Here is a 25,249-nt window from a genome sequence, read left to right as displayed (position 1 = left end):
GGATCAGTCTCCCTGCTGTAGGTAGCGGCGCAGGATTGGCCCAATCACGGCCAGCGCGTCGGGCTCCACCATCCGCTGATGCCGAACAGGCACCTCGTAGACAGTCATCGCAGGGAGGGTCGCCGCCCACTCCTGCGGTGTCCGCACGTTTCCTGCTGGATCGACAGTGTTGTCGGCTGCGAAGAACACCGTCTCACCAGCGAAGTCATGCGGCGTGAACGAGCGCATGATGCGGGCAGCGTCAGCGAATCCACTGTGTATCCGCTCCATGTACGCACCGGTGAGCCCGGTCGGCTGCCCGAACTCCGAGTCGATCAACGCGACAGCGGACTCGTAGCTCAGTTCAGCGCCTTCAGGGACTTCCACACCGAAGCTTCTGATGAGCTCAGCCATGTCAGGAACGTCGGTGTCTGCAGCCACATAGCTGTCGAGCATCGCGAGGACACCGACCTCGTCGCCAGCGTCGCGGAGCTGAGCCGCCATTTCCTGTGCGATCACACCGCCCAGCGACCAGCCGAGAAGGTGGTACGGCCCTTCCGGTGCCAGTGTGCGGATGTGGTCGATGTACGTTGCCGCGAGTTGCTCAATGGATTGGGCGGGCTCCGCACCCGTGAGTGAAGGCAACTGCAGCCCGTAAACCGGGTGCTCCTCCGGGATGTGCTGTGTAAGGCCGGTGTAGGCCCACGACAGTCCCACGCCGGGATGCACGCAGAAGACTGGCGCCTTCCGGCCGTTCTGCCGCAGCCTGATAACGGGGGCAAGGAGCTGCGCGGCAAGCTCGCTCGGCGCGTCGTCAGGGCGTGATAGGCGGTCAGCCAGCCCCGCTGGTGTCGGATTGAGGAATACCGCCTGAAGCCGGATTGACCGTCCGGTTTCCTTCTCCAGTTCGGAGACCACACGGGTGACACTCAGCGAGTTACCGCCGAGGTCGAAGAAACTGTCGTGGACGCTGATCTGGTCAACCCCGAGCACGCGAGCGAAGACAGCGACGACGGCTGCTTCATTGTCGTTACGCGGAGCGACGAACTCCTTTTTCAGACGCTCGAGGTCCGGCACTGGCAGTGCCTTGCGGTCCAGCTTCCCGACCGGGGTCAGCGGAATCTCGTCGATCAGCATGATCACCGAGGGCACCATGTAGCTGGGGAGGAACTCGCCGAGGTATGCAGTCAGTTCCTCAGCTGTGACCGAGTCACCCGCATGCGGCACCGCATAGGACACCAGGAGAGTGTCACCACCTGGGCCGCTCACGCCAGCTGTGGTCGCGAAGCTGACGTGCGGGTGGCTCGCCAGCGCAGTGTCGATCTCGCCGAGTTCGATACGCAATCCGCGGATCTTCACCTGGAAGTCCGAACGCCCGACGAACTCGAGTTCCGGTTCTCCCGCCCGATCGATCCAGCGAACCACGTCGCCGGTGCGGTACATCCGCTCGCCGGGCGCCCCGAACGGGCTAGCCACGAAACGCTCACTTGTCAGCGCAAACCTGCCGTGGTAGCCACGCGCAAGCGCAGGCCCCGCGAGATAAAGTTCGCCAGCCACCCCGGCAGGCAGCGGTTGCAGCCTGGCATCGAGGACCATCGCGGTGAAGCCACGAGTAGTAGCGCCGATGGTGACAGCCTCACCAGCCGCCATGGGCGCGGTGATGCTGCTCATGATCGTTGTTTCCGTGGGGCCGTACGCATTCACCATGGCGCGCCCCGGGGCCCACCGCGCAACGAGTTCTGGTGGACACACGTCGCCCGCGACCAGGATCGAACGCAGTGTGCCGACCTCGCCTTCGTCGACCGACGCGAGCACTGCAGGGGTGAAGAATGCATGGCTGATCCGCTGCTCACGCAGCAGTTCCGCCATAGGCGCACCGCCATAAACCTCGGGCGGCGCCACCACGAGCGTCGCTGCTCCGCAATAGGCCATCAGCATCTCGAAGATTGACGCATCAAAACTCGGTGATGCGGAATGCAGAACTCGAGATTCCTGTGTGACCTGCAAATGATCGCGTTCTTCAGCCGCCAGGCTGGCTAGGCCGCGGTGCGTCACCGCCACGCCCTTCGGTTTACCTGTCGAACCTGACGTGTAGATCAGGTAAGCCGGGTTCGCCAAATGCAGCGGCCTGATGCGTTCGATGTCGAGGACCGGCGTTGTGGCTTCCCGGCCCACGAGCCGAGCGAGCTCTTCGCTATCAAGTTCCAGCCACGGCAGCAGATCCGGCAAGCCCTGCTTGTGGGCCGCGACCGTCAGCCCCGCTACGGCACCTGAATCGGTAAGCATGTGCTCGATACGTTCCGGCGGGTAGTTCGGATCCACTGGCACGAACGCGGCGCCAGTCTTCGCCACCGCCCAGACAGCGAGCACGGATTCAATCGAGCGTGAAAGCCCCAGGGCTACAACACCCTCTGGGCCTGCACCCTGTGCGATCAGCACGCGTGCGAGCTGGCTGGACCGTTCGTCAAGCTCGCGGTAGGACAGTGCTGCGTTCCCGAAGATCAGCGCTGGAGCATCCGGATTCTGGGTCGCGGCATCGTTGAGCAGGTCTGGCAGCAGGCGCGGGGTGAGCCCCTCAGGTCCACGCACCGGAGCGAAGCGATCTCGTTCTTGTTCACTCAGCAGTCCGATCTCCCCGACCTTGACGGAGGGGGCAGCCGCGACTGCGGTCAGAATCTGCAAATACCGGTCGGCGAACTTGGCAACCGTTCCAGCGTCGAAAAGGTCCGTGGCGTAGGTGAAGGCCGCCTCGAGATCGGTGTGAGCGCCGGTGGCTGAGCCGTCTCCACCGAGAATGAGCTCTAGATCGTATTTGGCGATCGACGTTTCGAAATCAAGGGCCTCAAGGTGCAGTCCCTCGAGTTCAATGCTCGGCCTTGAGATGTTCTGGAACTCGATCGTCGCCTGGAACAGCGGCGAGTGCGCTGTTGAGCGCTCCGGGTTCAGCACGTCGACGAGCTGCTCAAATGGAACATCCGCGTGACCGAATGCGGCAAGGTCAGTCTCTCGCGCATGGGCGAGCAGTTCGGCGAACGACTCTGCACTGTCAACTTCGGTCCGCAGGACCAGAGTGTTGACGAACATGCCGACGAGATCGTCGAGGGCAGCCTCACCACGCCCGGCGATCGGTGTGCCAATCGCGATGTCATTCATACCGGAGAGGCGCGAAAGGAGCACGGCGAGAGCCGAATGCAGGACCATGAACAGCGTCGCACCTTGCTGACGCGCGACCTGCTCGAGTTGTGCGTGCAACTCCGCAGGGATCACAAACCGCACATCCGCGCCGCGCATCGACTGCTGCGCCGGCCGGTGACGGTCGGTGGGGAGTTCGAGCAGATCTGGAAGTCCAGTCAACGACCTCTTCCAGTAATCGATCTGCGTTGCGGCGAGACTGGCCGGATCAGTGTCGTCGCCGAGCAGGTCACGCTGCCACAGCGTGTAGTCCGCGTACTGGACCTTAAGTGGCGCCCAATTGGGTGCTGCACCTGCTTTACGCGCGTGGTACGCCGTGACCACGTCCTTCGCGAGCGGCCCCATCGAGAACCCGTCCGCTGAAATATGGTGCACGACAACGAGCAGCACATGCTGCGTATCGGTGAGACGGAACAACCGCGCACGCAACGGCACCTCAGCGGCCACATCAAACCCTGCCGCAGCGAGACGCACAATCCGCTGCCGCAGTTCCGATTCGTCGCGTACTTGCTGGGGCGCAAGATCCGGAACGACGTGGTCTGCTGGCACCACCACCTGTGAAGGACCGTCGGCGCTGTCAGGGAAAACGGTACGCAGCGCTTCATGCCGTCCAATGACATCCCGCAGCGCCATCTCGAGCGCAGGCACACTCAACGTACCTGTGAGACGGACCGCGAGCGGAACGTTGTAGGCAGGTGATGTCGTGTCGAACTGGTTGATGAACCACATCCGCTGCTGCGCAAGCGAAACTGGGACATGCTCGGGCCGTGGGCGCGGCTCCAGGGCAGGCCGTGGGCCGCCCGGAGTTCCGGCGGCCTCCGCGCGTGCCGCAAGTTGGTCTACCGATGGTGCGTCGAACAGTTCGCGGACACCAAGGGACGTGCCGAGCGCCTCGTTGACCCGCGCGATAACTCGCGTAGCCACCAGCGAGTTCCCGCCAAGATCGAAGAAGCTTGCCGTCACGCTGACGCGATCCGTGCCCAGCACTTCAGCGAAAACCCCAGCAACGATCTCCTCCACTACGTTGCGCGGGGAAACGTATTCCGGTTCCGGCAGCGCAACGTCAGGTGAGGGCAGCGCCGTGCGATCGAGTTTGCCGACCGGCGTGCGCGGCACTTCGTCGATGGGAATGATCGCCGACGGCACCATGTGCGATGGGAGCGACTGCCCAAGGAACTTCGTGACGTCTGCGGTGTCGATTCGTGCACCCTCGTTCGGCTGCACATACGAAACAAGCATCGCCTGACCGTTCGGCCCCTTGTGGCCGATCGTCGCGGCAAATCCGATGGCGGGATAAGACCGCAGCGCTGCGTCGATTTCACCGAGTTCGATGCGGAACCCGCGAATCTTCACCTGGAAGTCCGAGCGACCCACGTAATCGATCTGCAGCCCGCCAGTTGCCGTACGGACCCAGCGCACGACGTCACCCGTCCGGTACATCCGGCCCCCGGGCTCCCCGAACGGGTTCGCGATGAAACGCTCCGCGGTAAGACCGCGACGCTCGTGATACCCGCGGGTGAGTCCCTCACCTGAAATGTACAGTTCACCGGACACGCCAACCGGAACCGGCTGCAGCCTGGAATCAAGCACTACAGCGTGAGTGCCCCGGATCGGGCCACCGATGAGAACGGGTTCGCCCGCGGCCGCGGGCGGACTGATAGTCACCATGATCGTTGTCTCGGTCGGCCCATACCCGTTGTACAAGTTCCGGCCCGGCGCCCAGACGTCGATGAGGTCGCTAGGTACAGGCTCACCACCAACGCTGACGTTCGAGAAGTGCTCGAGGCCTTCTGGATCCATGGAGCCGAGCGCGAGCGGGGTGATGAATGCGTGCGTGACCTTCTTGCTGCGGATGGTCTCAGCCAATTCACTGCCGCCGTACACCGTGGGCGGGATGATCACCATCGTCGCGGCACTTCCGAACGCCTGCAGCAGTTCAAGAACTGACGCGTCGAAACTTGGCGACGAGAAGTGCATAACTCGCGCTTCCCTGCTGACCTGGAAGTGCTCACGAGCCTCGATTGCGAAGTTTTCGAGGCCCCGATGCGTCGAGACAACGCCCTTGGGCTTGCCCGTCGAACCCGAGGTGTAAATGACATATGCCGCCGTATCAAGCGTGATCGCCGAAGCGCGTTCCGCCTGTGTTACCGGGGCGTCAGATCGCGCCGCGATGTCGTCAAGGCACTCAGAATCGTCAATGACAAGCCACGACACGTCGGAGGGAAGGCTGCCCGCGTGTGAGCGCGTCGTCAGCCCCAGCACCACCCCCGAATCTGTGAGCATGTGTTCGATGCGGTCAGCGGGGTAAGTCGGGTCGATGGGCACATACGCACCGCCGGACTTCGTCACCCCCCAAATGCCGAGTATTGATTCCAGTGACCGCGCAATACCCAGTGCGACGAACGTCTCCGGGCCGACACCGCGCTCGATGAGTACACGGGCGAGCTGATTGGAAAGTCGGTCGAGTTCGCGGTAGGTGATTTCCCTGTCACCGTCGATTACAGCAACACCGTCAGGGTTCTGAGTCACCGCGTCAGCGAGGACTTCCGGCAGCGGCAGAACCGTCTGCCCTGGCTCACCGTGCACCGGCGCGAGGTCCTGCTTCTCGGATGCGTCGAGCACCGTCAGTTGCGCGTATCGGCGTTCGGGGTGCGCTCCAATGTCGCGCAGCAGCTGCGCGTACCGGCTGATCATCGCCGTCATGTCGGCAACGCCGAACATCGACGGGAAGTACTTGAGCTTCACATGCAGCGCATCGTCTGTGTGCGCAACAAGGGTCACCGGATAATGTGCCGCGTCTGCACCGTCGAGAGCAGTGACCCGCATACCTGCGAAATCCGTGTCTGCGGTCGCACCGGCAACGTCCACTGGATACGACTCAAACACTGCAAGCGTGTCGAACGTGGACCCGGCACCGACGGCGCGCTGAATATCAGCGAGCTGAACGTAATGGTGATCGAGTAGTTCAGCCTGCTCCCCCTGGACACGCACGAGCAGCTCAGCGAGCGTCTCCTGGCTATCGAGCCGGATGCGCACGGGCAGCGTGTTGATGAACAGACCCACCATTTGTTCGACACCGCTGATGGTAGGCGGACGGCCCGAGACGGTCGTCCCGAATACCACGTCGTCACGCGATGTCATCGTGGCCAGCAGGATGCCCCATGCCGTCTGGATGAGAGTGTTCAGCGTGACACCAAGATCGCGCGCAAGGACGGTCAGTTGCTCGGTTTCGGCCTTGGTGAAATCCACGACAATGTCGGTGGACGTCACGTCCATCTGCCTGGCCCGGTCGAGCGGCGCGATTGTCGTTGGTTCTTCCACACCGGCCAAGGCACTCGCCCAGGCCTTCAGTGATTCTTGCGGGTTCTGTTGCTGCAGCCACGCCAGGTAATCGCGATACGAGCGTGACGGCGGCAGCGCAGATCCATCACCGTTCATCACATAAAGCGTGATGAGTTCTCGCAGCACGAGCGGCGTCGACCAGCCGTCGAGCAGGATGTGGTGGTTCGTGATGACGAACCGATACTCGCCCGCTCCCAGGCTGATAAGCATGAACCTGATGAGCGGCGCATCACCCATGTCGAATTGCTGCTCTTGGTCGGCTGTCAGAACCTGCTGCAGCGCGCCGTCGAGGTCGCGCTCCCCACTGAGATCTCTCGTCGCGAACGGCACCTGCAGGTCATCAACTACCACCTGCACTGGATTGCCTGCACTATCCGCAGCGAATGCCACGCGCAGGTTGGAGTGCCGGTTGATCAGTGCCTGAGCCGACCGACGCATCCGTTCCGCGTCTACGACTCCCTTGAGGTGCAGCACCAGCTGCACCATGTAGGCGTCCACCGATTGCTCGGCAAGCACCGCATGGAAAAGCAGGCCAGACTGCAGAGGCGAGAGGGGCCACACATCAGCGATGGCGCGGAAACGCGTTTCCAGCCTGTCAATGGTGTTCTGATCAACGCTGACAAGTTCCAGATCCGACGGGGTGAATCCGCCAGCGTGCGGCTGCGCGGCGTGGTTAGCGATCGCGGTGAGGGCGTCACTCCACAAGCCAGCGAACTCGTCGACTTCCTCACGGGTGAGAAGACCCGTCGCGAAGCCGATCGTCGCGCGCAACACGGGGCCGCCGGTAGTCGCTGCTGTCACGGCGTTGATGTCGAGCACAGCCATCGCGGCCATGTCTGGGTTCTGGGTGGCCGCGAGGTTCGACGTGTCCTCATCGTCGCCCACCGGCATCCAGCCGAGGGTCCGAAGATCCTCTGGCAGGTCACTTGTCGTGAAGCGGCCAAGATAGTTGAAGCTCACTTGGGGCCGCCGCAGCCTTCGCAGGTCTTCTGCTACTGCAGGGCTCAGGTACCTCAGCTGACCGTAACCGATCCCCCGGTCCGGAATCGCGCGCAGCACCTCTTTGACCGCTTTAACCGCGGCACCAGCGGCTTCGCCGCCAGCAAACGCGTCGTCGATCTCCGCGGCACTGAAACTTCCGGAGCCTCCGGGACCCTCGAGGTCCAGGCGGACCGGGAAGATCGTGGTGAACCAGCCGACCGTTCGTGAGAGGTCCGCACCTGGCACGGCTTCTTCTTCGCGGCCGTGACCTTCCAGACTGATCAGCGGCGCTGATGCGCCCTTCCATTTCGCCAGTGCCAGCGCCAGCCCTGCGAGCAGGCCGTCGTTAACACCACCATGGAACACTTCAGGCACGCGGGTCAGCAGCTGGTCGGTGACAACAGTGGGCAGTTCTACCGTTATCCGCTCCACGGTCTCGTTGGTGTCAACCCGCGGATCGAACTCGCGTGAACCAACGAGAGCGTCCTCACGGCTGAGGAAGCTCTGCCACAGCTCGAGTTCTGTCTCGCGTGCGCTGGCATTTTCTTTCAGTCCATGCGCCCACCTGCGGAAAGACGTCCCCACCGGAGCGAGCTCAGGGCTCTGACCCGCCGCTATCTGACTCCACGCGGTCGCGAGATCCGGGACCAGGATCCGCCACGACACACCGTCCACGGCGATGTGGTGGATCGCCAAAAGGATCCGGCCCGATACACCTGCGCCCGCATCAAGCCACACGGCTTGCAGCATCACACCCGCGTCGGGATCTAACCGGTCCGCAGCGGAATTCAGAGCTACTTCCGCTGCTCTGGTGAACTCGGGTGTTCCCGGTTCATGGTCGACGTGGACTCTGCTCACCAGCGCGGCAGCGTCCACGGAACCTGGCGCGCCGACGCTGAGCTCCGAACCTGTGAGCCGCGCGCGCAGCAAGTCATGCCGATCGATGACCGCTTGCAGCGTGCGTGAAATCCCAGTTTCGTCGATGCCAGCGGGAAGGGTGAGCAGCGCAACCTGCGCATAGCGGTTGTAGTTGCCGCCGCGTTCCCGCATCCACTCCATCACTGGTGTCAGCGGGAGCCTGCCCACGCCACCGCCGGGAAGCTCAAGGAGCGATACCTGTTCAGCCTCACCGACAACCGTGGCGATCTGCGCGAGCGCAGCGACGGTCTTGAGATTGAACACATCGCGCGGCGACACCTGAATGCCCGCTGCTTTCGCCCTCGTGACAAGTTGGATGGACATGATCGAGTCACCGCCGAGGGCGAAGAACGAGTCATCAATGCCCACGGACGGCAATCCGAGAACCTCAGCGAACACCGCTGCGAGCTTCTCTTCGACGGGAGTGGACGGCTCGCGACCCTCCTGGACAAGAGCGCCGAAGTCCGGTGCGGGAAGGGCACGCCGGTCGAGTTTGCCGTTGGCGGTCAGCGGGAACTCGTCGAGCACAACCACCGCCGACGGCACCATGTGCGCAGCGAGTGTGTCCCCAAGTGCATCAAGAATCGCAGCGGGGGTCAGGTAACTGCCCGACTCGGGCACGACGTAGCCCACGAGTCGTTCTGATCCCGGCCCGGAATCAGAACGCATGAGTACCACCGACTGCGCGACACCGGGGTACCGCAGCAGTTCCGCTTCGATCTCACCCAGTTCGATTCGGAAGCCACGCAGCTGAACCTGGAAATCCGAGCGGCCCAGATACTCAAGCTGCCCGTCCCGGTTCCAGCGTGCCAAGTCACCAGAGCGGTACATGACTGCGCCAGGTTCGCCATGCGGATCCGCGACGAACCTGCTCGCGGTCAGGTCGGGGCGGCCGAGATATCCACGGGACAGTTGCGGACCCGACACGTACATTTCCCCGATCGTGCCCGGGGGGACGGGCCGCAACCGCTCGTCGAGCACCGCTACTCGAAGACCCGGCAACGCCTGGCCGATCACGGACGCCGATGCACTGGCCGCGAACTCCCGATCAAGTTCGAGATAGCTGACATGCACGGTCGTTTCCGTGATGCCGTACATGTTGACTAGCCGCGGAGCATCGTCTGCGTGGCGTGTGTACCACCGATCAAGCTGCCCCAGGTCGAGCGCTTCCCCACCAAAGATGATGTGGCGGAGCGCAAGAGCGCCGCCGTCAGACGCGGAGAGACGCTCGGCTTCAGCAAGCTGGTAGAAGGCAGACGGCGTCTGGTTGAGGACAGTGACACGTTCCCGCCGCAGAAGTTCGAGGAACTGTTCCGGGTTGCGGGCAGTGAAGTAATCGACAACAACAAGCTTGCCGCCGTAGAGCAGGGGGCCCCACAGTTCCCACACGGAGAAGTCGAAGGCATACGAATGGAACATCGTCCATACGTCATCCTCGGTAAAACCGAACTTCTCGTCGGTGTTCGCCATCAGCGTCATGACCGTACGGTGCGGAACCGCGACACCCTTAGGCTTGCCTGTCGAGCCGGACGTATAGATGACGTACGCTACGTTATCCCAGCTCAGTGCATCATTCCGGTCAGCATCCGTGATTGGTTCAGCACTGTAGCCGGAAACATCGGCGTCAGCATAAATGACTGGCGCTGAGATCGATGGCAGGAGAACTTCGTCCTGCGCGGTGGTCACCACAGCAACGGGTGCGCCGTCAGAGATCATGAACTCGATACGGTCTGCCGGGTACGTCAGATCCACCGGCAAGTAACCCGCACCGGACTTGATCACGGCTAGCAGCGCGACAATCAGTTGTTCGTCCCGCGGCACAGCCACAGCGACGAGCTTTTCGGGGCCCGCCCCCGCCTCAATCAGACGACGTGCAAGCCGATTCGAACGCTCGTCGAGCTCGCGGTACGTCAGGGTACGCATGCCGTCTGCTGCGGCGAATGTGACAGCCGGCCGGTCGGCGAACTCAGCCGCCCGCTCCCGGAAGCGCGCAGCAAGAGTCGCTTGCTCCACTTCCGTGCCAGGGTGGTTCCAGGCGGTGAGCATCTGTTGCTGTTCCACCTCGGAGAGCAGCGCGATGTCACCAACTGGAATGACGGGTGTCGCAGCTACAGCGCGGAGAATGCGCAGGAACCGGTCCCCGAATGTCCGGACCGTGGCTTCATCGAAAAGGTCCGTGGCGTAAACGAAACCGACGTGAATGCCAGCGGGGTTGCCCGAGCCGTCCCGCTCCTCACGCACAGACAGCTGAAGATCGAACTTCGAGATGTGATCCTCGAATTCGACGGCGCTCACCGTCAGTTCTGGCAATTCGAGCGAGGCCTCCGGGTTGTTCTGGAATTCCAGAAGAACCTGGAAAAGCGGCGCATGCGACGTCGAGCGCTCCGGGCGAAGGACCTCGACGAGACGTTCGAAGGCGATATCCGCGTGCGTGAACGCCCCAAGGTCAGTTTCGCGGATCGCCGCAAGAATGTCATCGAAGGTCGCGTCCTGGTCGATCTCAGTCCGCAACACAAGCGTGTTCACGAACATACCCACGACTGGATCAAGCGCGGCCTCACCGCGGCCCGCAATCGGTGTACCGATAGCGATGTCGTCCTTACCTGACAGGCGAGAAACGAGCACCGCAAGTGCGGCGTGCATCACCATGAACATCGTCGAGTTCAGTTCACGCGCAAGCACAGTGAGCTGACGGTGAAGCTCCGCGTCGACACCGAAGCGCACGAGGCCACCGCGCTGCGACGCCGTGACCGGACGTGGTCGATCAGCAGGCAGGTCGACCACGTCTGGCAAGCCTGCCAGCGTAGCTTTCCAATACTCCAACTGGCGCGCAGAGACTGATTCCGGGTCCGATTCCTCGCCGAGCAGCTCCCGCTGCCAGAGTGCGAAATCCGCGTACTGCACGGGAAGCGGAGCCCACTCGGGCGCCTGCCCCAGCAGCCTCGCTGAGTACGCAACCATGACGTCAGCCGCTAGCGGAGCCATCGAGAATCCGTCAGCTGCAATGTGATGCACAACGATAACGAGCACGTGCTCGCGGTCGTGCAAACGAAGCAGGCGGGCACGAACCGGGACCGCAGCCGTCGCGTCAAATCCAACGGCCACGAAGTCCTGAATGCTCTCGATGAGCTCGGACGCGTCGGCCGGGACCGGTGTCAGGTCGAAGTTGACCGCGCTGGCCGGAAGGATCACCTGGACAGGACCATCGAGTGTTTCCGGGAACAATGTCCGCAGCGACTCATGCCGGTCCAGCACGTCGCTGATCGCGCTCTCTAGGGCAGCCAGGTTCAGCCTGCCGGAAAGCCGGATCGCCATCGGTACGTTGTACGCCGGCGAGTCCGGATCGAACTGGTTGATGAACCACATGCGCTGCTGGGCAGGTGAAAGCGGGATTCGCGCAGGCCGTGCCGATTGTGGCCGTGCGCGAAGCTCTGGGCGGTCAGCCCCGCGTGCCCCGTACTGCTCGATTCGAGCGGCGAGCGACTCCACCGTGGGCGCTTCGAACAGATCCCGGACTCCGATTTGTGAACCGAACGCCGCGTTCGCTCGCGCGACTAGTCGCGTCGCGACAAGCGAGTTGCCACCAACGTCAAAGAAGTTCTCACCGACACTGATGCGTGTCAGGCCGAGCACGTCGGTAAAGATGCCCGCGAGGATCTCCTCAACGGGGTTCGACGGCGCCCGGAACTCGGATGCGGCGAAGCTGAAGTCGGGCTCCGGCAGCGCATTGCGGTCAAGTTTGCCGGTGACCGCTAGCGGGATCTCGTCGATGACCATGATGACTGAAGGCACCATGTACGCGGGCAGGAAGGCCGCAATATGGTCGGTCAGCTCTTTAGTGCTCGCGACATGCCCCGGTGCCTCGCGCACATAGGACACGAGCACGGTCGCGCCGGAGGGGCCCGTCTTCCCGAGAGTCGCGGCGAAGTCGATTGATGGATGGCTGTTCAGAGCGGCATCAATCTCGCCGAGTTCGATACGGAAACCGCGCACCTTCACCTGGAAGTCGGAACGCCCGAGGTATTCCAGCTGATAGTCATCAGACCACCGCACGACATCACCGGTGCGATACATCCGCGCGCCTGGCTCACCGTACGGGTTGGCAACGAATCGGTTCGCCGTCAAACCGAAGCGGTCGTGATAACCGCGCGCAAGCCCTAGACCCGAGATGTAAAGCTCTCCGGAGATCCCCTTCGGAACTGGCTGGAGGCGCTGGTCGAGAACGACAGCGGTGACTCCGTTGAACAACTTTCCGATTCGCACCGGTTCGCCCGGTGTCATCGGGTCGCTCATCGTCGCGACGATCGTCGTCTCTGTCGGTCCATAGCCGTTGAACAGGCGGCGTCCGCCAGCCCAGTGGTCCACCACATCGGGCGGAACCGCCTCGCCACCAACGACGACGAACTGGAAATGCTCCACTTGGTCGCGATCAACCGAGGCGAGGCCGAGCGGGGTAATAAATCCATGGGTGACGCGGTGGTCACGAATAACCGCGGTCAGTTCGTCGCCGCCGTACACATCCGGCGGCACGAGCACGATCGATGCTCCTGCCCCGAACGCCATCAGCACTTCGAGCAGCGACGCGTCGAAGCTCGGTGACGCGAACGAAAGGACACGCGAGTCCTTCGTCACTGAGGGGTGCGCCACCATGGCCGGGGTGAAGTTGTCGAGGCCCGTATGGGGGACAACGACACCTTTCGGTTTGCCGGTGGAACCCGACGTGTAGATCAGGTACGCGGAGTTCTCTAGCCGCAGCGTTTCAAGCCGGTCCGCATCCGTGACGGGCGCCGCGGATGCCTGCTGAAGGCGTGCGCGGAACTCAGGCGCGTCGAGATATCTCCACGGCACCAGTTGAGGCAGGGTCTCCGAATGTGCCTGGGTGCTCAGCCCGACGATCGCCCCGGAATCGTTGAGCATGTGCTCGATGCGCTCAGTTGGATAGGTCGGGTCAACGGGAACGAATGCTCCGCCTGCCTTCGTTACCGCCCAAAGCGAGATCAGCCATTCGAACGAGCGGGAGAAGCCGAGCGCGACGAACTTCTCCGGGCCGACGCCTTCTTCGATCAGAAGTCGGGCGATTCTGTTCGACTGCTCGTCCAGTTCCCGGTAGGTGAGCTGCTTGTCACCATCGATCACAGCGGGGGCGTCGTAGTCGCGGATACCCATCGTCAAAAGGTCTGGGAGGACTTCCAGGCGATTTCCCGGACCACCGCTGACCGAGGTGATGTCGGCTCGCTCCGCGTCATCCATGATGCCGATCCGGCTTACCGGTATGTCCGGCTGGGACGCGACACCCTCAAGGAGCAGCACGAACCGCTTGATGAATGTTCGGATCGTCGGACCGTCGAAAAGGTCAGTAGCGTAGCGGATTGCTGCTGCCATCCCGCCAGTTTCGGCGTCGCGGCTGATCTCTGACAGCACGAACTGCAGATCAAAGTTCGCTATGTCGATATCGATGTCGAGTGGCTCAACTGTCAGTCCCGGCAGTTCGAGCCGCGGCTTCTCGTTGTTCTGGAACTCGAGCATCACCTGGAACAGCGGTGAATGTGCCTGCGAGCGCTGTGGATTGAGAACTTCCACCAATCGCTCGAACGGCAAGTCGGACTGTCCGAACGCGACAAGATCAAAAGACCGGACGTTGTTCAGCAGATCCGTGAACGACTTGTCGGGGTCCACCTGTGCGCGGAGCACCAGCGTGTTGACGAACATGCCGACGAGGTCGTCGAGATCTGCTTCGCCGCGGCCAGCGATGGGTGTTCCGACAGGGATGTCAGTCGAGCCCGTGAGCCGCGCCAATAGCAGTGCGATAGACGCATGCATGACCATGAACACACTGGTGTTGTTGGCCCGTGCGAGGTCGGAGAGCCGCCCGTGAAGTTCCGCACTGATCGCGAACTCTTCGACAGCCCCGCGCAACGATTGCACGGCTGGACGGGGGCGGTCGGAAGGAAGCTCAAGGGCCTCGGGTATGCCCGCGAGCGCGTTCCGCCAGAACTCGAGCTGGGCATGCGCCAGCGAGTCCGGGTCATCTTCCTCGCCGAGTAGTTCGCGCTGCCACAGCGCGTAGTCGGCGTACTGAATAGGGAGGGGCGACCAATCTGGCTCAGCCCCGTTCGCTCGTGACGTGTAGGCGATGACGACATCCCGCGCTAACGGTGCAAGGGAAAATCCATCGGACGCGATATGGTGCGCCACCACGAGCAGGACGAAATCAGTGGGCGAAAGCTCAAAGAGCGTGGCGCGCAGCGGTACTGCCGTCGCGACATCAAAACCAGCGAAGGCGCACTCTGCGAGCATTTCGCGCAGCCGGGCTTCCCCGGACACTTTCTGCGGTGTCAGGTCGATCAGCACCTCAGCAGTGGGCACCACCACCTGGATGGGCCCATTCTGCGTCGCCGGGTAGACCGTGCGCAGCGATTCGTGGCGCTCGACGACATCACGCAACGCCTGCTCTAGCGCGACCCGATCGACGGCACCAGTCAGCCGGATCGGCATCGGCACGTTATACGCCGCCGACGCGGTATCGAACTGGTTAATAAACCACATGCGTTGCTGCGCAAGAGATACCGGCACGATCTCCGGCCGGGCTGACGCGGTCAGGGGTGGCCGTGCACGGCCTTTTGCGGTTTCGCTGCGGTGCGCGAGCGCCGCCACGGAGGGGGCGTCGAAGAGGTCCCGCACGCCAATTTCGGTGCCGAGTGCCGCGTTGATCCGCGCGACCAACCGGGCTGCCACCAGCGAGTTACCGCCGAGGTCGAAGAAGCTGTCGTCGACGCTTACGCGTTCATTTCCGAGCAGTTCGGCGAAGATCTCCGCGATGATCTGTTCAACTGGGGTACGTGGGGCGACAAAGTCACCACTGACCGACACGAGATCGGGAACCGGGAGCGCCTTACGGTCGAGCTTCCCAGTCGCGCCGAGGGGGAATTCATCGAGGACCACGAACTGCGCGGGCACCATGTAACTCGGCAGCGCTGCGGCCACCGCCTTCGCGAGCTGATCCGTATCAGGTTCTGAGCCCGCGGCGCCCACGAGGTACGCGATGAGACGGTCACCGGTGTGCTTGTCCTGGTGGACGACGACGGCAGTCTGCGTAACCTCTGCCTGTTCGAGGAGGACGGACTCGATTTCCGGCAGCTCAATCCGCAAGCCGCGCAGCTTGACCTGGAAGTCTGTGCGACCGATGTAATCGAGTTCGAGGCCACCGTTCGGCGTAGCCCTCCATCGGACGAGGTCGCCAGTGCGGTACATTCGCGCACCGGACTCCGCGAACGGATTCGCGACGAAGCGGTCAGCGGTCAGGTCGCCTCGTGTGATGTACCCGCGGGCGAGTTGAGTTCCAGCGAGGTAAAGCTCGCCCGGGACTCCCATCGGCACGGGCCTTAGCGCTGAATCAAGAACGAACACCTGCGTGTTCCATACCGGCGCCCCGATTGGCACCGACACCGTGTCAGCTTCGCTGAACTCGTGGTAGGTGACGTCAACGGCCGCTTCTGTTGGGCCGTACAGGTTGTGGACTTCGGCGTTCGTCAATGCACGGAAATCGTTCACCACAGCGGGCGGCAGCGCCTCGCCACTGCAGAACACCTTCGTCAGGGATTGCAGCGCTTTTGCTTGCCTGCGGTCCAATGCTGCGGCGAATGTCGCCAGCATGGAAGGCACGAAGTGCAGCACGCTGACCTGCGAGTTCTGAATAAGTCTGGCAAGGTAAGCAGGGTCTCGGTGCCCATCGGGCCTTGCTATGACGAGACGCGCTCCGGTCTGCAACGGCCAGAAGAACTCCCACACAGACACATCGAACGTGTACGGCGTCTTCTGCAGAACGACGTCATCATTGCTCAGGCGATATTCGGCCTGCATCCAGATGAGCCGGTTAACGATCGCGCGATGCGTGACGGCAACACCCTTCGGCCGTCCTGTTGACCCGGACGTGAAGATCACATACGCCGTGTGGTCAGGGCGAAGTGGAACGATCCGATCGGTTTCGGTTACTGGGCTAGAGGAGTATCGCTGCAGGTTGATCTCGCCGAGCACCAGAACTGGGGCCGTCACCTCAACAGCGAGGTCGTCATATGACGTGACCAAGACACATACCGGATCGGCCGTGCTCAGCACGTAGTCATTGCGGTCCGCTGGGTGATCGGGGTCGACCGGAACGTAGGCAGCGCCCGCAAGAGTGACCGCATACATGCCGACCAACAGGTCGATCGACCTGCGCATCGACAGCGCAACGGTCGTTTCCGGACCTACTCCGCGTGCGATGAGGTAGCGGGCAAGTTGACTGCTCCGTGCTTCGAACTCACGGTAGGTGAGGATGTCCCCTTCGAACTCCAGCGCAATCGCGTCTGGTGTGCGTTGTGCCTGAGCAGTAAAGAGGTCCGCGAGAGTGACTTCGGGGAGATCCGCAGGCGCACCGCTGCCCGCTGCGGCCAATTGTTCACGTTCTTGGGTATCGAGGAGGCTCACGTTACCGATGCGAACCGCTGGGTCAGCACTCACTTGCTCGAGGACACGAACGAACTGGTTGCTGAAGCGCTCGATAGTCGCCGGATCGTAAAGGTCCGAAGCATAGGTGACGGAAGCCTGCATTTCCCGCGGGCGGCCGTCCTCATCGAACTGCTCCGTCAGGATGACCTGGAGGTCGAACTTCGCGGTATCGGTTGCTAGCGGCTTCGCGTCGACCTGCAGACCTGGCAGGTCAACACGCACTTCTCCAAGGTTCTGGAACTCGAGCATCACCTGGAAAAGCGGCGGATGCGCGGTGGAACGGTGCGGCTGCAACGCGTCGACCAAACGCTCGAATGGAACATCCGAATGGCTGAAAGCCCCGATATCCACGGCACGGGCCTGGGCAAGCAAGCCGGTGAAATCAACCTCGGGCTGCACCTCTGTCCGCAGCACGAGCGTGTTGACGAACATCCCGACAAGATCGTCGAGTGCCGCCTCGCCGCGCCCAGCAATCGGCGTCCCTACCGAAATATCTTCGGAGCCCGAGAGCTTGGCCAGCAGCACGGACAGCGCCGAGTGGATCACCATGAACAGAGTTGACCCGGTCGCATGCGCAACATCGAGCAACTGGTGGTGCAAGTACGCCGGAACAGTAAACGTATGTTCCCGGCCGCTTAGTGATTGCACAGCTGGACGCGGGTGATCCAGCGGGAGTTCGAGAACATCGGGAAGGCCGGAAAGCACTTCCTCCCAGTACTCAAGTTGCTGAGCAGCAATGCTTTCCGGATCGTCATCGGATCCGAGGAGTGCGCGCTGCCAAAGTGCGTAATCCGCGTACTGGACGGCCAGTGGCGCCCAGTCGGGAGCGCCGCCGCTGATCCTGCTCGTGTACGCAACGACAACGTCGCGGGCGAGCGGCTGGAGTGAGAAACCATCGGCACAGATGTGGTGCACCACGAGTACCAGCGTGTGATCGCCAGTTGAGCGCTGGAAGAGCCGCGCCCGCAGAGGCAGATCCCTGGTGACGTCGAATCCCTGAGCCGCGAATTCAGCGACTTCAGCAGCAAGTTCATCTTCGGATGCCACCGGCAGGGGGGTCAGATCCGGAACGGCGTCTGCGAGGGGAAGGATAACTTGATGCGGCCCATCCTCGGACGTCGGGAAGACAGTACGCAGCGCCTCATGGCGCTCCACAACATCGCTCAGCGCGATTTGGAGGGCGCCGACGTCCACTGTCCCTTGCAGTCTGACCGACATTGGGACGTTGTACGCGGGGGAAGCGGTGTCGAACTGGTTGATAAACCAGATGCGCTGCTGCGCGAGCGAAAGCGGAATCCGAGAAGGGCGTTCCCACGGAACGAGCGCCACGCGCTGCGCGGAACCGTGTTGCTCAACGCGCACTGCCAGCGCACTGGCGGTGGGTGCCTCGAACAGATCGCGAACGGTTATTTCGCTTTGCAGCGCCGCATTGATCCGCGCGACGGCGCGGGTTGCGATCAGTGAGTTGCCGCCGGCGTCAAAGAAGCTGTCATCAACACCGAGCGTGTCGATGGACAGGATCTCAGTGAAGACCTGGACGACGATCTCTTCAACAGGATTCGTCGGCGCTCGGAATTTGCCTCGCGTACCGGTGCCGAAGTCTGGATCCGGGAGTGCATTACGGTCCAGCTTGCCAACCGGATTGAGTGGGATCTCGTCGAGAACCACGATCGCTGATGGAACCATGTAGGACGGCAAGAACTCCTCGAGGTGGCGAGTGAGTGCCGAAACCTCAACGTCTTTGCCCGGCTTGAACTTCACGTACGACACCAGCACGGTGTCGCCACTCGGCCCGGACCGGCCGAGCGTCGCTGCGATGCTGACAGAGGGGTGCGTCTCGAGTAGCGAGTCGATCTCGCCGAGCTCGATGCGGAAACCACGGACCTTGACCTGGAAATCGGAGCGACCGACATACTCGATGGTCAGGTTTCCGGACCTGGGCGCGTGCGCCCAGCGCGCGAGGTCACCCGTGCGGTAAATCCGAGATCCGCTCGGACCGTACGGATCTGCCACAAACCGGGAAGCGGTCAAGGCAGCGCGATCGTGATAGCCACGGGCCAAGCCCAGCCCAGTTATGTACAGCTCTCCAGCGACACCCATGGGAACGGGTTGCAGTCGCGTATCGAGGATGACCATTCGTGTGCCGCGGATCGGTCCCCCGATGGAAATCGGATCGCCTGGCACCAGTGGTTCGCTGATGGCCGTGACGATCGTGGTTTCCGTGGGACCGTAGATGTTGTGGAACGTGCGGCCGGGGGCCCATTTTGTCAGCAGTTCGCGCGGCAGTGCCTCACCGCCGACGGCGATCCGCTGAAGGTCGTCCAGGCCTTCCGGATTCACGGAAGCCAGCGCCATTGGGGTGATGAATGCGTGGGTCACGTGATGGTCATGCAGGATCGTGCGGAGATCGTCGCCGCCGAAGACAGTGGGGGGCACGATCACCATCGTGGCGCTATTGCCGAGGCTGAAGAGCATCTCGAGCATTGAAGCGTCAAAGCTCGGTGAGGAGAAAGCCATAACCCGGGAAGCGGCCGTAACGGCGTAGGCGTCGCGCTGCTCCGCTGCGAAGCTCTCGAGTCCGTGGTGTGCAACAGACACGCCCTTTGGTTTGCCCGTCGACCCTGAGGTGTAGATGACGTACGCAATATTGTCGAGTCGCAGCGGCGCGAGACGGTCCGCGTCAGTGAGAGGCTCAGCGGAGTACTCCGCGGTCAGTTTCTCGGTGGCGGGATCGTCGATCACGATCCACTGGATCGTGTCCGGAAGCAGATGGCGCTGGTCACGCACAGTGAGGCCGACCACTGACCCTGAATCCTCGATCATGTGCTCGACCCGGTCGCGCGGATAGTTCGGATCGACCGGCACGAATCCCGCACCAGTCTTCGCGATAGCCCAGGTTGCGAGGATGGATTCGAGTGACCTCGCGACACCCATCGCGACAAGTTGCTCCGGCCGGGCGCCAGTACGATCGATCAGGTGACGCGCGAGGCGGCTGGACAGCTGATCAAGTTCACGGTAGGTGAGCTGGCGGTCACCGACGATGATGGCGATTCCATCCGGGTTCGCTGATGCCGAGCGGGCGAATACGTGGGGCAATGGCAAGGTGGTTGCCGACTCCGGGCCGCTCACCGGCAGAAGGGACACTTCCTCCGCTGCTGTCAGCATATCGAGATCACCGACCGGCTGATCAGGAGTTTCGATCGCGCGGACGAACAGCTGCACCAGTCGTTTGCCGATCAGTGATGCAGTTTCAGCGGAGGCAACATCATCCGCGTAGCGGACCGTAAGCTCTGGGTTCTCGCCCGTGAGAGAAAATATGAACTGCAGGTCACACGCATCAAAATCAGGCCCCAGAGAGGCGCCAACGACGCGGTCCGTCACGTTGCCGTTGTCAGTGACCAGGACCTCATCTACGGCGGCGATAACCGCGTGGCACGGCGCTTTCCGGTCCGAACCACCGTCACCGTCGATCACGCCAGCGATGTCCTTCAGCGAGCCCCCGAGCGCACGTGTCGCGATTTCAGTGGAACTCTCCTGAACCCTGGCGGCAAGGGAGCTGACGGATTCCGCCAGATCGATTCCCGCGCGGAGCACAACCGCAGAAAACTCGCCTTCTGGTCCTGCGACCGGGACACCAACCGCGATGTCGCTTGACGAGCTGAGACGGGCAAGGACAGATGAGGTGATCGCGCCCAGAACTGCTAGTGGCTGAGCACCGGACTGCTGAGCGACACGCGCAACCCCGGAGCGGATTCCCTGGGGCAGCGCGAGGGACGTTTCGATAAGCGCGCCGCGCCGACCGTTCGTCCGGGTTGTCAGGCCAGGCAACTCGAGGGAGTTCGGAAGGCCAGCTAGCGCCTCACGCCAGAACTCCCGGCGCACCCGGGCACGATAGCGTTCCACGCCCATGGCGACAGTCTCGGCATGAACAGTGTCCAGCGCCGCGCTCACGTCTGCGGACAGAAATTCCTCGAGGAACGCCATGAAACGCTGGTGATGTTCGCGCAGCAGGTCATCGCCGTAGAGGTTGGGGTTCGCACGGAAGTCCACGTGCGTGCGCACTGGATTGCCGCGCGGATAGATGTTGACCAGGAGATCTTCGACTGGCCCAGAGGTGAGGATAGTGAATTCACCAACGATGTCGCCAAGAACGATGTTCTGCTCGAACAGCATCGGATTGACGATGGGGCCGAGAAGCCGGCGGGGCGAATCTCCGAGGCCGATTTCATGCCGAATCTCTTCTACGCTGAACCGCTGGTGACGCAGCGTTCCAAGCTGCTCGGTATGCACCGACTGCAGCAGGCTCTTTATCGAGTCTTCAGGGTGCACGGAAACACGCAGCGGGAATGTGTTCGCGAAGGTTCCACCGGAATCACGCTGTTGCTTGTTGACGCGGCCCAGCATCGGTGAACTGACCGTGACGTCTTCCTCCCCCGTCATCCGGGACAGGTAGACCGCGAATGCACCCACGAGCACGGCAGCGGCGGACACGCCGAATTCTTGATCGGAGTTCTCGAGCCGCTCAGCTGCTTGTGGCGAGAGTGCCGCAGTCTCGAGCTTGGTCCGCGGCAATGCTTGCGCAGTTCCGTCAACGAGACTTGAGACGACGTCACGACCCTGCAGCCGGTCGAGCCAGAAATCCCGGTCAGCCGCGTAGCGCGCTGAAGACCGGTAGTTCACGTCCGCCTCGTAGAGGCTGTATAGGTCCGCGAACGGAGCTGGCGCTGGATCGCGGCCCTCCTTCGCGCAGGTATAAAGTTCCGCGGCACGCGTGACCCACCGCGTAGCGGCATAGCCGTCGAGCGCGACGTGGTGAATGCGGCCGTACCAGAGGTAGTGCTCGTCGCCGACCTGGAGCAGAGCGCTGATTCCGATTCGGTCACGTAGCAGGTCTATGGGCGTGGAGTACTCGGCGTGCATCCATTCGAAAGCTGCCGAGATGGGGTCGGGATGACTCCGGAAGTCGTAGCGCTCGATGTGCTTTTCGGGGCCGAGGGCGACCATCTGCAGTGGTTCACCGTCTTGCTGGAGTATCCGCAGCGCGCCTGAGCCAATCTCGCACCGCGCGCGGTCAATCGAGAGGTCAAGCAAGTCGGGGTCAAGGTCGCCGCGCAACTCGATGTATTGCGCGATGCTTACTGGAACCTCGGGCTCCAATTGCTGCGCAAACCACATTCCGTACTGAGCCTGTGAGAGCGGGAAAGGCTCGGAGGCGCGCGCGTGTCTCGCAAGCCACGATTCCTGATCGTGCTGCGGCGTGTCGCCGACACTCACCTAGGACCCCCTCCGTTCTCCGAGCTATACGCACTGATGATCTTGCAGAGAGCGTCCCCCTCCACTGCAACTCCCTGCCGTCCATCACACCAAGCGGACCTCAACTGCGAACTCTCTTCTCCGCCCTGGGGGCGCGTATCACTCCCGCTCAGGATAGTGACTCGTGCCGCCCTCTGAATAAATCGCTGCTTTCGCTCACCGTGTTACCGCCGCCACCTCAGCGGATACAGGCTACTCGCCTGTCAGCACACCTCCCAACACGGCACGCTCTGCCCTGAGGAACCTACTGGACGTTCGTCGCACCCACCTTCCTGGTTGGCATCCTGTGATGCTTATCCCAGTAATTTCGGACTAATCTTGCTAGTGAGGGCCCGGAGGCGCCAATGAACCATACGCGCATAACCCACACAGTCTTATCAATCACCGCGGTCTACGTCGTCATCCTGGTCGTGTGGATTACCCACATCGCGCCACGCTCGCCTGAGGAGACCGTGGGCTGGCAAATGGGCGGACTGATCGCTGCGTATGCGGTGGCACTCGGTGCGGGCATGGCGTGGGCGCAGCGCCCGACGCGACGCGATCGCAGGATCATGCACGAAGGCCTCGAAGGCTGGGCGACCGTCGCTGGAGTCCGCGCCGTCGAAACAAAACACCATTTCGGCACCAGTCCCACTGCCCTCACGCTCGACATCACCATCCCGGGGATGGAGCCTTACAGCGGCACCCTCGTCACCGACATCGCTGAGGGCGAGGAGAAGCTGTATGCGCCCGGGGAGACGATCCCGGTGCGGGTTGACCCCAGCAACAGAGACCGGATTATTCTCAGGCCGCCGTAGCGGTCCGGAAATACCTTGCGGCTGACAGTGCGTCATTACTACAGAGTAGGAACCCGCTCGAGTCTGCACAGGAACACTGGCCTTTTCGTGACAAATTCGCGGCGCCGTGCAGAGATCTCAGGGCCGCGAGAATCACTTTTGTGACAGGATCGAGATGTCCTCGAGATCGAACAGGGACCGATATGTCAGCCCTTCGGCCTCGATGACCTCTCGCGCACCCGTGTTTCGGTCGACGACCGTGGCGACACCGACCACGACGGCACCGGCCTTACGGAGAGCAGCCACAGCGGTCAGTGGTGAATTACCTGTCGTCGTCGTGTCCTCGACTACCAGCACCTGCCGCCCTTCGACCTCCGGCCCTTCGATCTGACGCTGCATGCCGTGAGCCTTTGCGGCCTTCCTCACCACAAACGCATCAACCGGCCGCCCCGGAGCGTGCATGACGGCCGCAGCGACAGGATCCGCTCCGAGCGTGAGGCCGCCAACAGCATCGAAGTCCCAGTCAGCTGTGAGCTCCCGCAGCGCCTTACCGATCAACGGCGCGGCACGGTGATGCAACGTCACGCGCCGCAGGTCGATGTAGTAATCGGCTTCGCGTCCGGAAGATAGTGTCACCCGCCCGTGCACAACTGCCCGATCCCGAATAAGAGCTGCTAGTTCGTCCCGGGTCTTCTGATCGACAGCCAATCGACTCTCCTCAACGCTGGTGCCTGGCGGAACAGAGCGTACTAGGTTCGTCCGCGGCCTTTCCCGAAGGCACCCGCGCCCCGCCGCACGAGGGACTTTGGCATCATCTTGCCGACAGCCGTCAGCGCCCTGTACTGCACCCCCGGAATACTGATCACTTTGCCCTTGCTGAGATCGTCGAGGCTGGTCCGCACCACAGAGTCGACGTCAAGCCACAAAAAGTCGGGAACGGATGCCATGTCGATTCCAGCGCGTTCATGGAATTGCGTCCGGATGAATCCAGGGCACAGCGCCTGGATTTTGACTCCGGTATCGGACAGACCGCCGGCGAGGCCTTCCGTAAAGGAAATAACGTACGCCTTGCTCGCCGAGTAAGTGGACCCCCTGCCAGCGAGAAGGCCAGCAACGCTGGCCACGTTGATGATCGATCCCCGGCCGGCTTTGATCATCTCAGGGAGGACAGCCCGGGTCAGTTGCATGACTGCCGTGACGTTGACGTCCAACTGGGCCTGTAATAACGCCGGGTCGGCTGTCCAGAACTCACCTGCGGTCCCGAATCCCGCGTTGTTGACAAGAAAGTCGATTCCCTGACGAGCACGGGTGACCACTGCTTCGCGACCCTCAGCGGTTGAGAGATCTGCACGCAGCACCTCCGAGTGAGCGCCCTCTTCACGGAGTTCCGCGGCGAGCTGCTCGAGGCGTTCTTCGTCACGCGCCACCAGAACGAGGTCGTAGCCTGAGGCGGCCAATCGATGCGCGAAGCCCGCACCTAGTCCCGACGTTGGTCCCGTCACAAGCGCTACTGGTCGCATCATTGCGCCAGGATATCGCGTCTTGCCACGGAGCCCGTGGCAAGACGCTGCGGACCACCTATCCCACGGGCACTGCCACCGCGCGGGCGGGCGGAAGAACCCGCATCAGCCCCGCGAACCTCGTTAGCCACTCTTCGGCCGCGTCCCATTCTGCCCAGCTCATTCCCGGGTTCATGCTTGCGAGCACCCAGTCAGCCTCAGCCCAGATCACGTCCACGCACGCTGGAACAGCGTCAAGAAACGAGACGAGCCTCAGGTCAGCAGCACGCCGCGCCGCATCGACGTCGTCCGAGTAGATGGTCCACTCGCCGATGACAGCTACTGGCGAGGTGCCCGGAGCTGGCCTTGCGGCAATCGCAGGTGCTGGGCGGCCTTCGGGGTCAGTCCGAACTACTTCGAACGCGATCCCGGCTTCGATTGGCACCTCGAACGCCAGGATCGTCGCAGCATCATCGAGGTCGAACAACAATTCCTGGCACCCCTCTTCACGCGACAACCGGGGCACCCCCTGGACGACATTGCGGCCGTCGGTCAGCGTATGCCGACCGACTGTGCCAAATCGCCACTGCACCGCAATACGCGGCACCTTGCGCGTGAACTCGAGCCCCCGGCGGGCACCCCAGATGCTTCGCACCTTTCTCTGCCAAGCCCGCCGGCGACTGTCGATGCGCAGCACTATGATGGCCCCGATCAGGGCCATACCACCAAGGAGAAACCACATCACAGCCATCGCGGCAATCG

Annotated in this window: 5 protein-coding genes; 1 reads left to right on the top strand and 4 read right to left on the bottom strand. The window is 62.5% G+C overall.

Annotated elements, in window-relative coordinates:
• Positions 1–3: 3 nt before the first annotated feature.
• A complete protein-coding gene (locus tag FHU29_RS23765) occupies positions 4–22,173 on the bottom strand; it encodes a non-ribosomal peptide synthetase (RefSeq protein ID WP_064438360.1) in 22,170 nt (7,389 codons plus the stop codon).
• Between the two features lie 383 nt (positions 22,174–22,556).
• Here FHU29_RS23765 and FHU29_RS20110 point away from each other — a divergent pair, with 383 nt between their 5' ends.
• Positions 22,557–23,009: a hypothetical protein gene (locus FHU29_RS20110; protein ID WP_064438361.1), complete on the top strand. Its 453-nt coding sequence runs from the start codon at positions 22,557–22,559 to the stop codon at positions 23,007–23,009.
• 132 nt (positions 23,010–23,141) lie between these two features.
• Here the strand turns inward: FHU29_RS20110 and pyrE are convergent, their stop codons facing one another.
• Genes pyrE through FHU29_RS20095 form a run of 3 tightly spaced genes read right to left on the bottom strand, consistent with a single transcriptional unit; the run spans position 23,142 to position 25,238 of the window.
• Complete coding sequence (gene pyrE, locus FHU29_RS20105; RefSeq protein WP_064438362.1) at positions 23,142–23,696, bottom strand: orotate phosphoribosyltransferase; 555 nt, start codon at positions 23,694–23,696, stop codon at positions 23,142–23,144.
• A 41-nt stretch (positions 23,697–23,737) separates the two neighbouring features.
• Entirely contained in the window at positions 23,738–24,508 is a 771-nt protein-coding gene (locus tag FHU29_RS20100; RefSeq protein WP_064438675.1) for an SDR family NAD(P)-dependent oxidoreductase, read from the bottom strand.
• A 58-nt stretch (positions 24,509–24,566) separates the two neighbouring features.
• Positions 24,567–25,238 (bottom strand): type III secretion system chaperone family protein, encoded by a 672-nt coding sequence (locus FHU29_RS20095; RefSeq protein WP_064438363.1) that lies wholly within the window; start codon positions 25,236–25,238, stop codon positions 24,567–24,569.
• Positions 25,239–25,249 lie beyond the last annotated feature (11 nt).

The organism is Hoyosella altamirensis, assembly GCF_014191505.1.
Lineage (GTDB): Bacteria > Actinomycetota > Actinomycetes > Mycobacteriales > Mycobacteriaceae > Hoyosella > Hoyosella altamirensis.
The sequence above is the reverse complement of the archived record's forward strand: the minus strand, read 5'-3'. Positions and strand labels throughout refer to the sequence as shown.

Coding starts and splice junctions, on each gene's coding strand:
- FHU29_RS20100 (WP_064438675.1), bottom strand. CDS start 24,508: ATGCGACCAGTAGCGCTTGTGACGGGACCAACGTCGGGACTAGGTGCG.
- FHU29_RS20095 (WP_064438363.1), bottom strand. CDS start 25,238: ATGGCTGTGATGTGGTTTCTCCTTGGTGGTATGGCCCTGATCGGGGCC.
- FHU29_RS20110 (WP_064438361.1), top strand. CDS start 22,557: ATGAACCATACGCGCATAACCCACACAGTCTTATCAATCACCGCGGTC.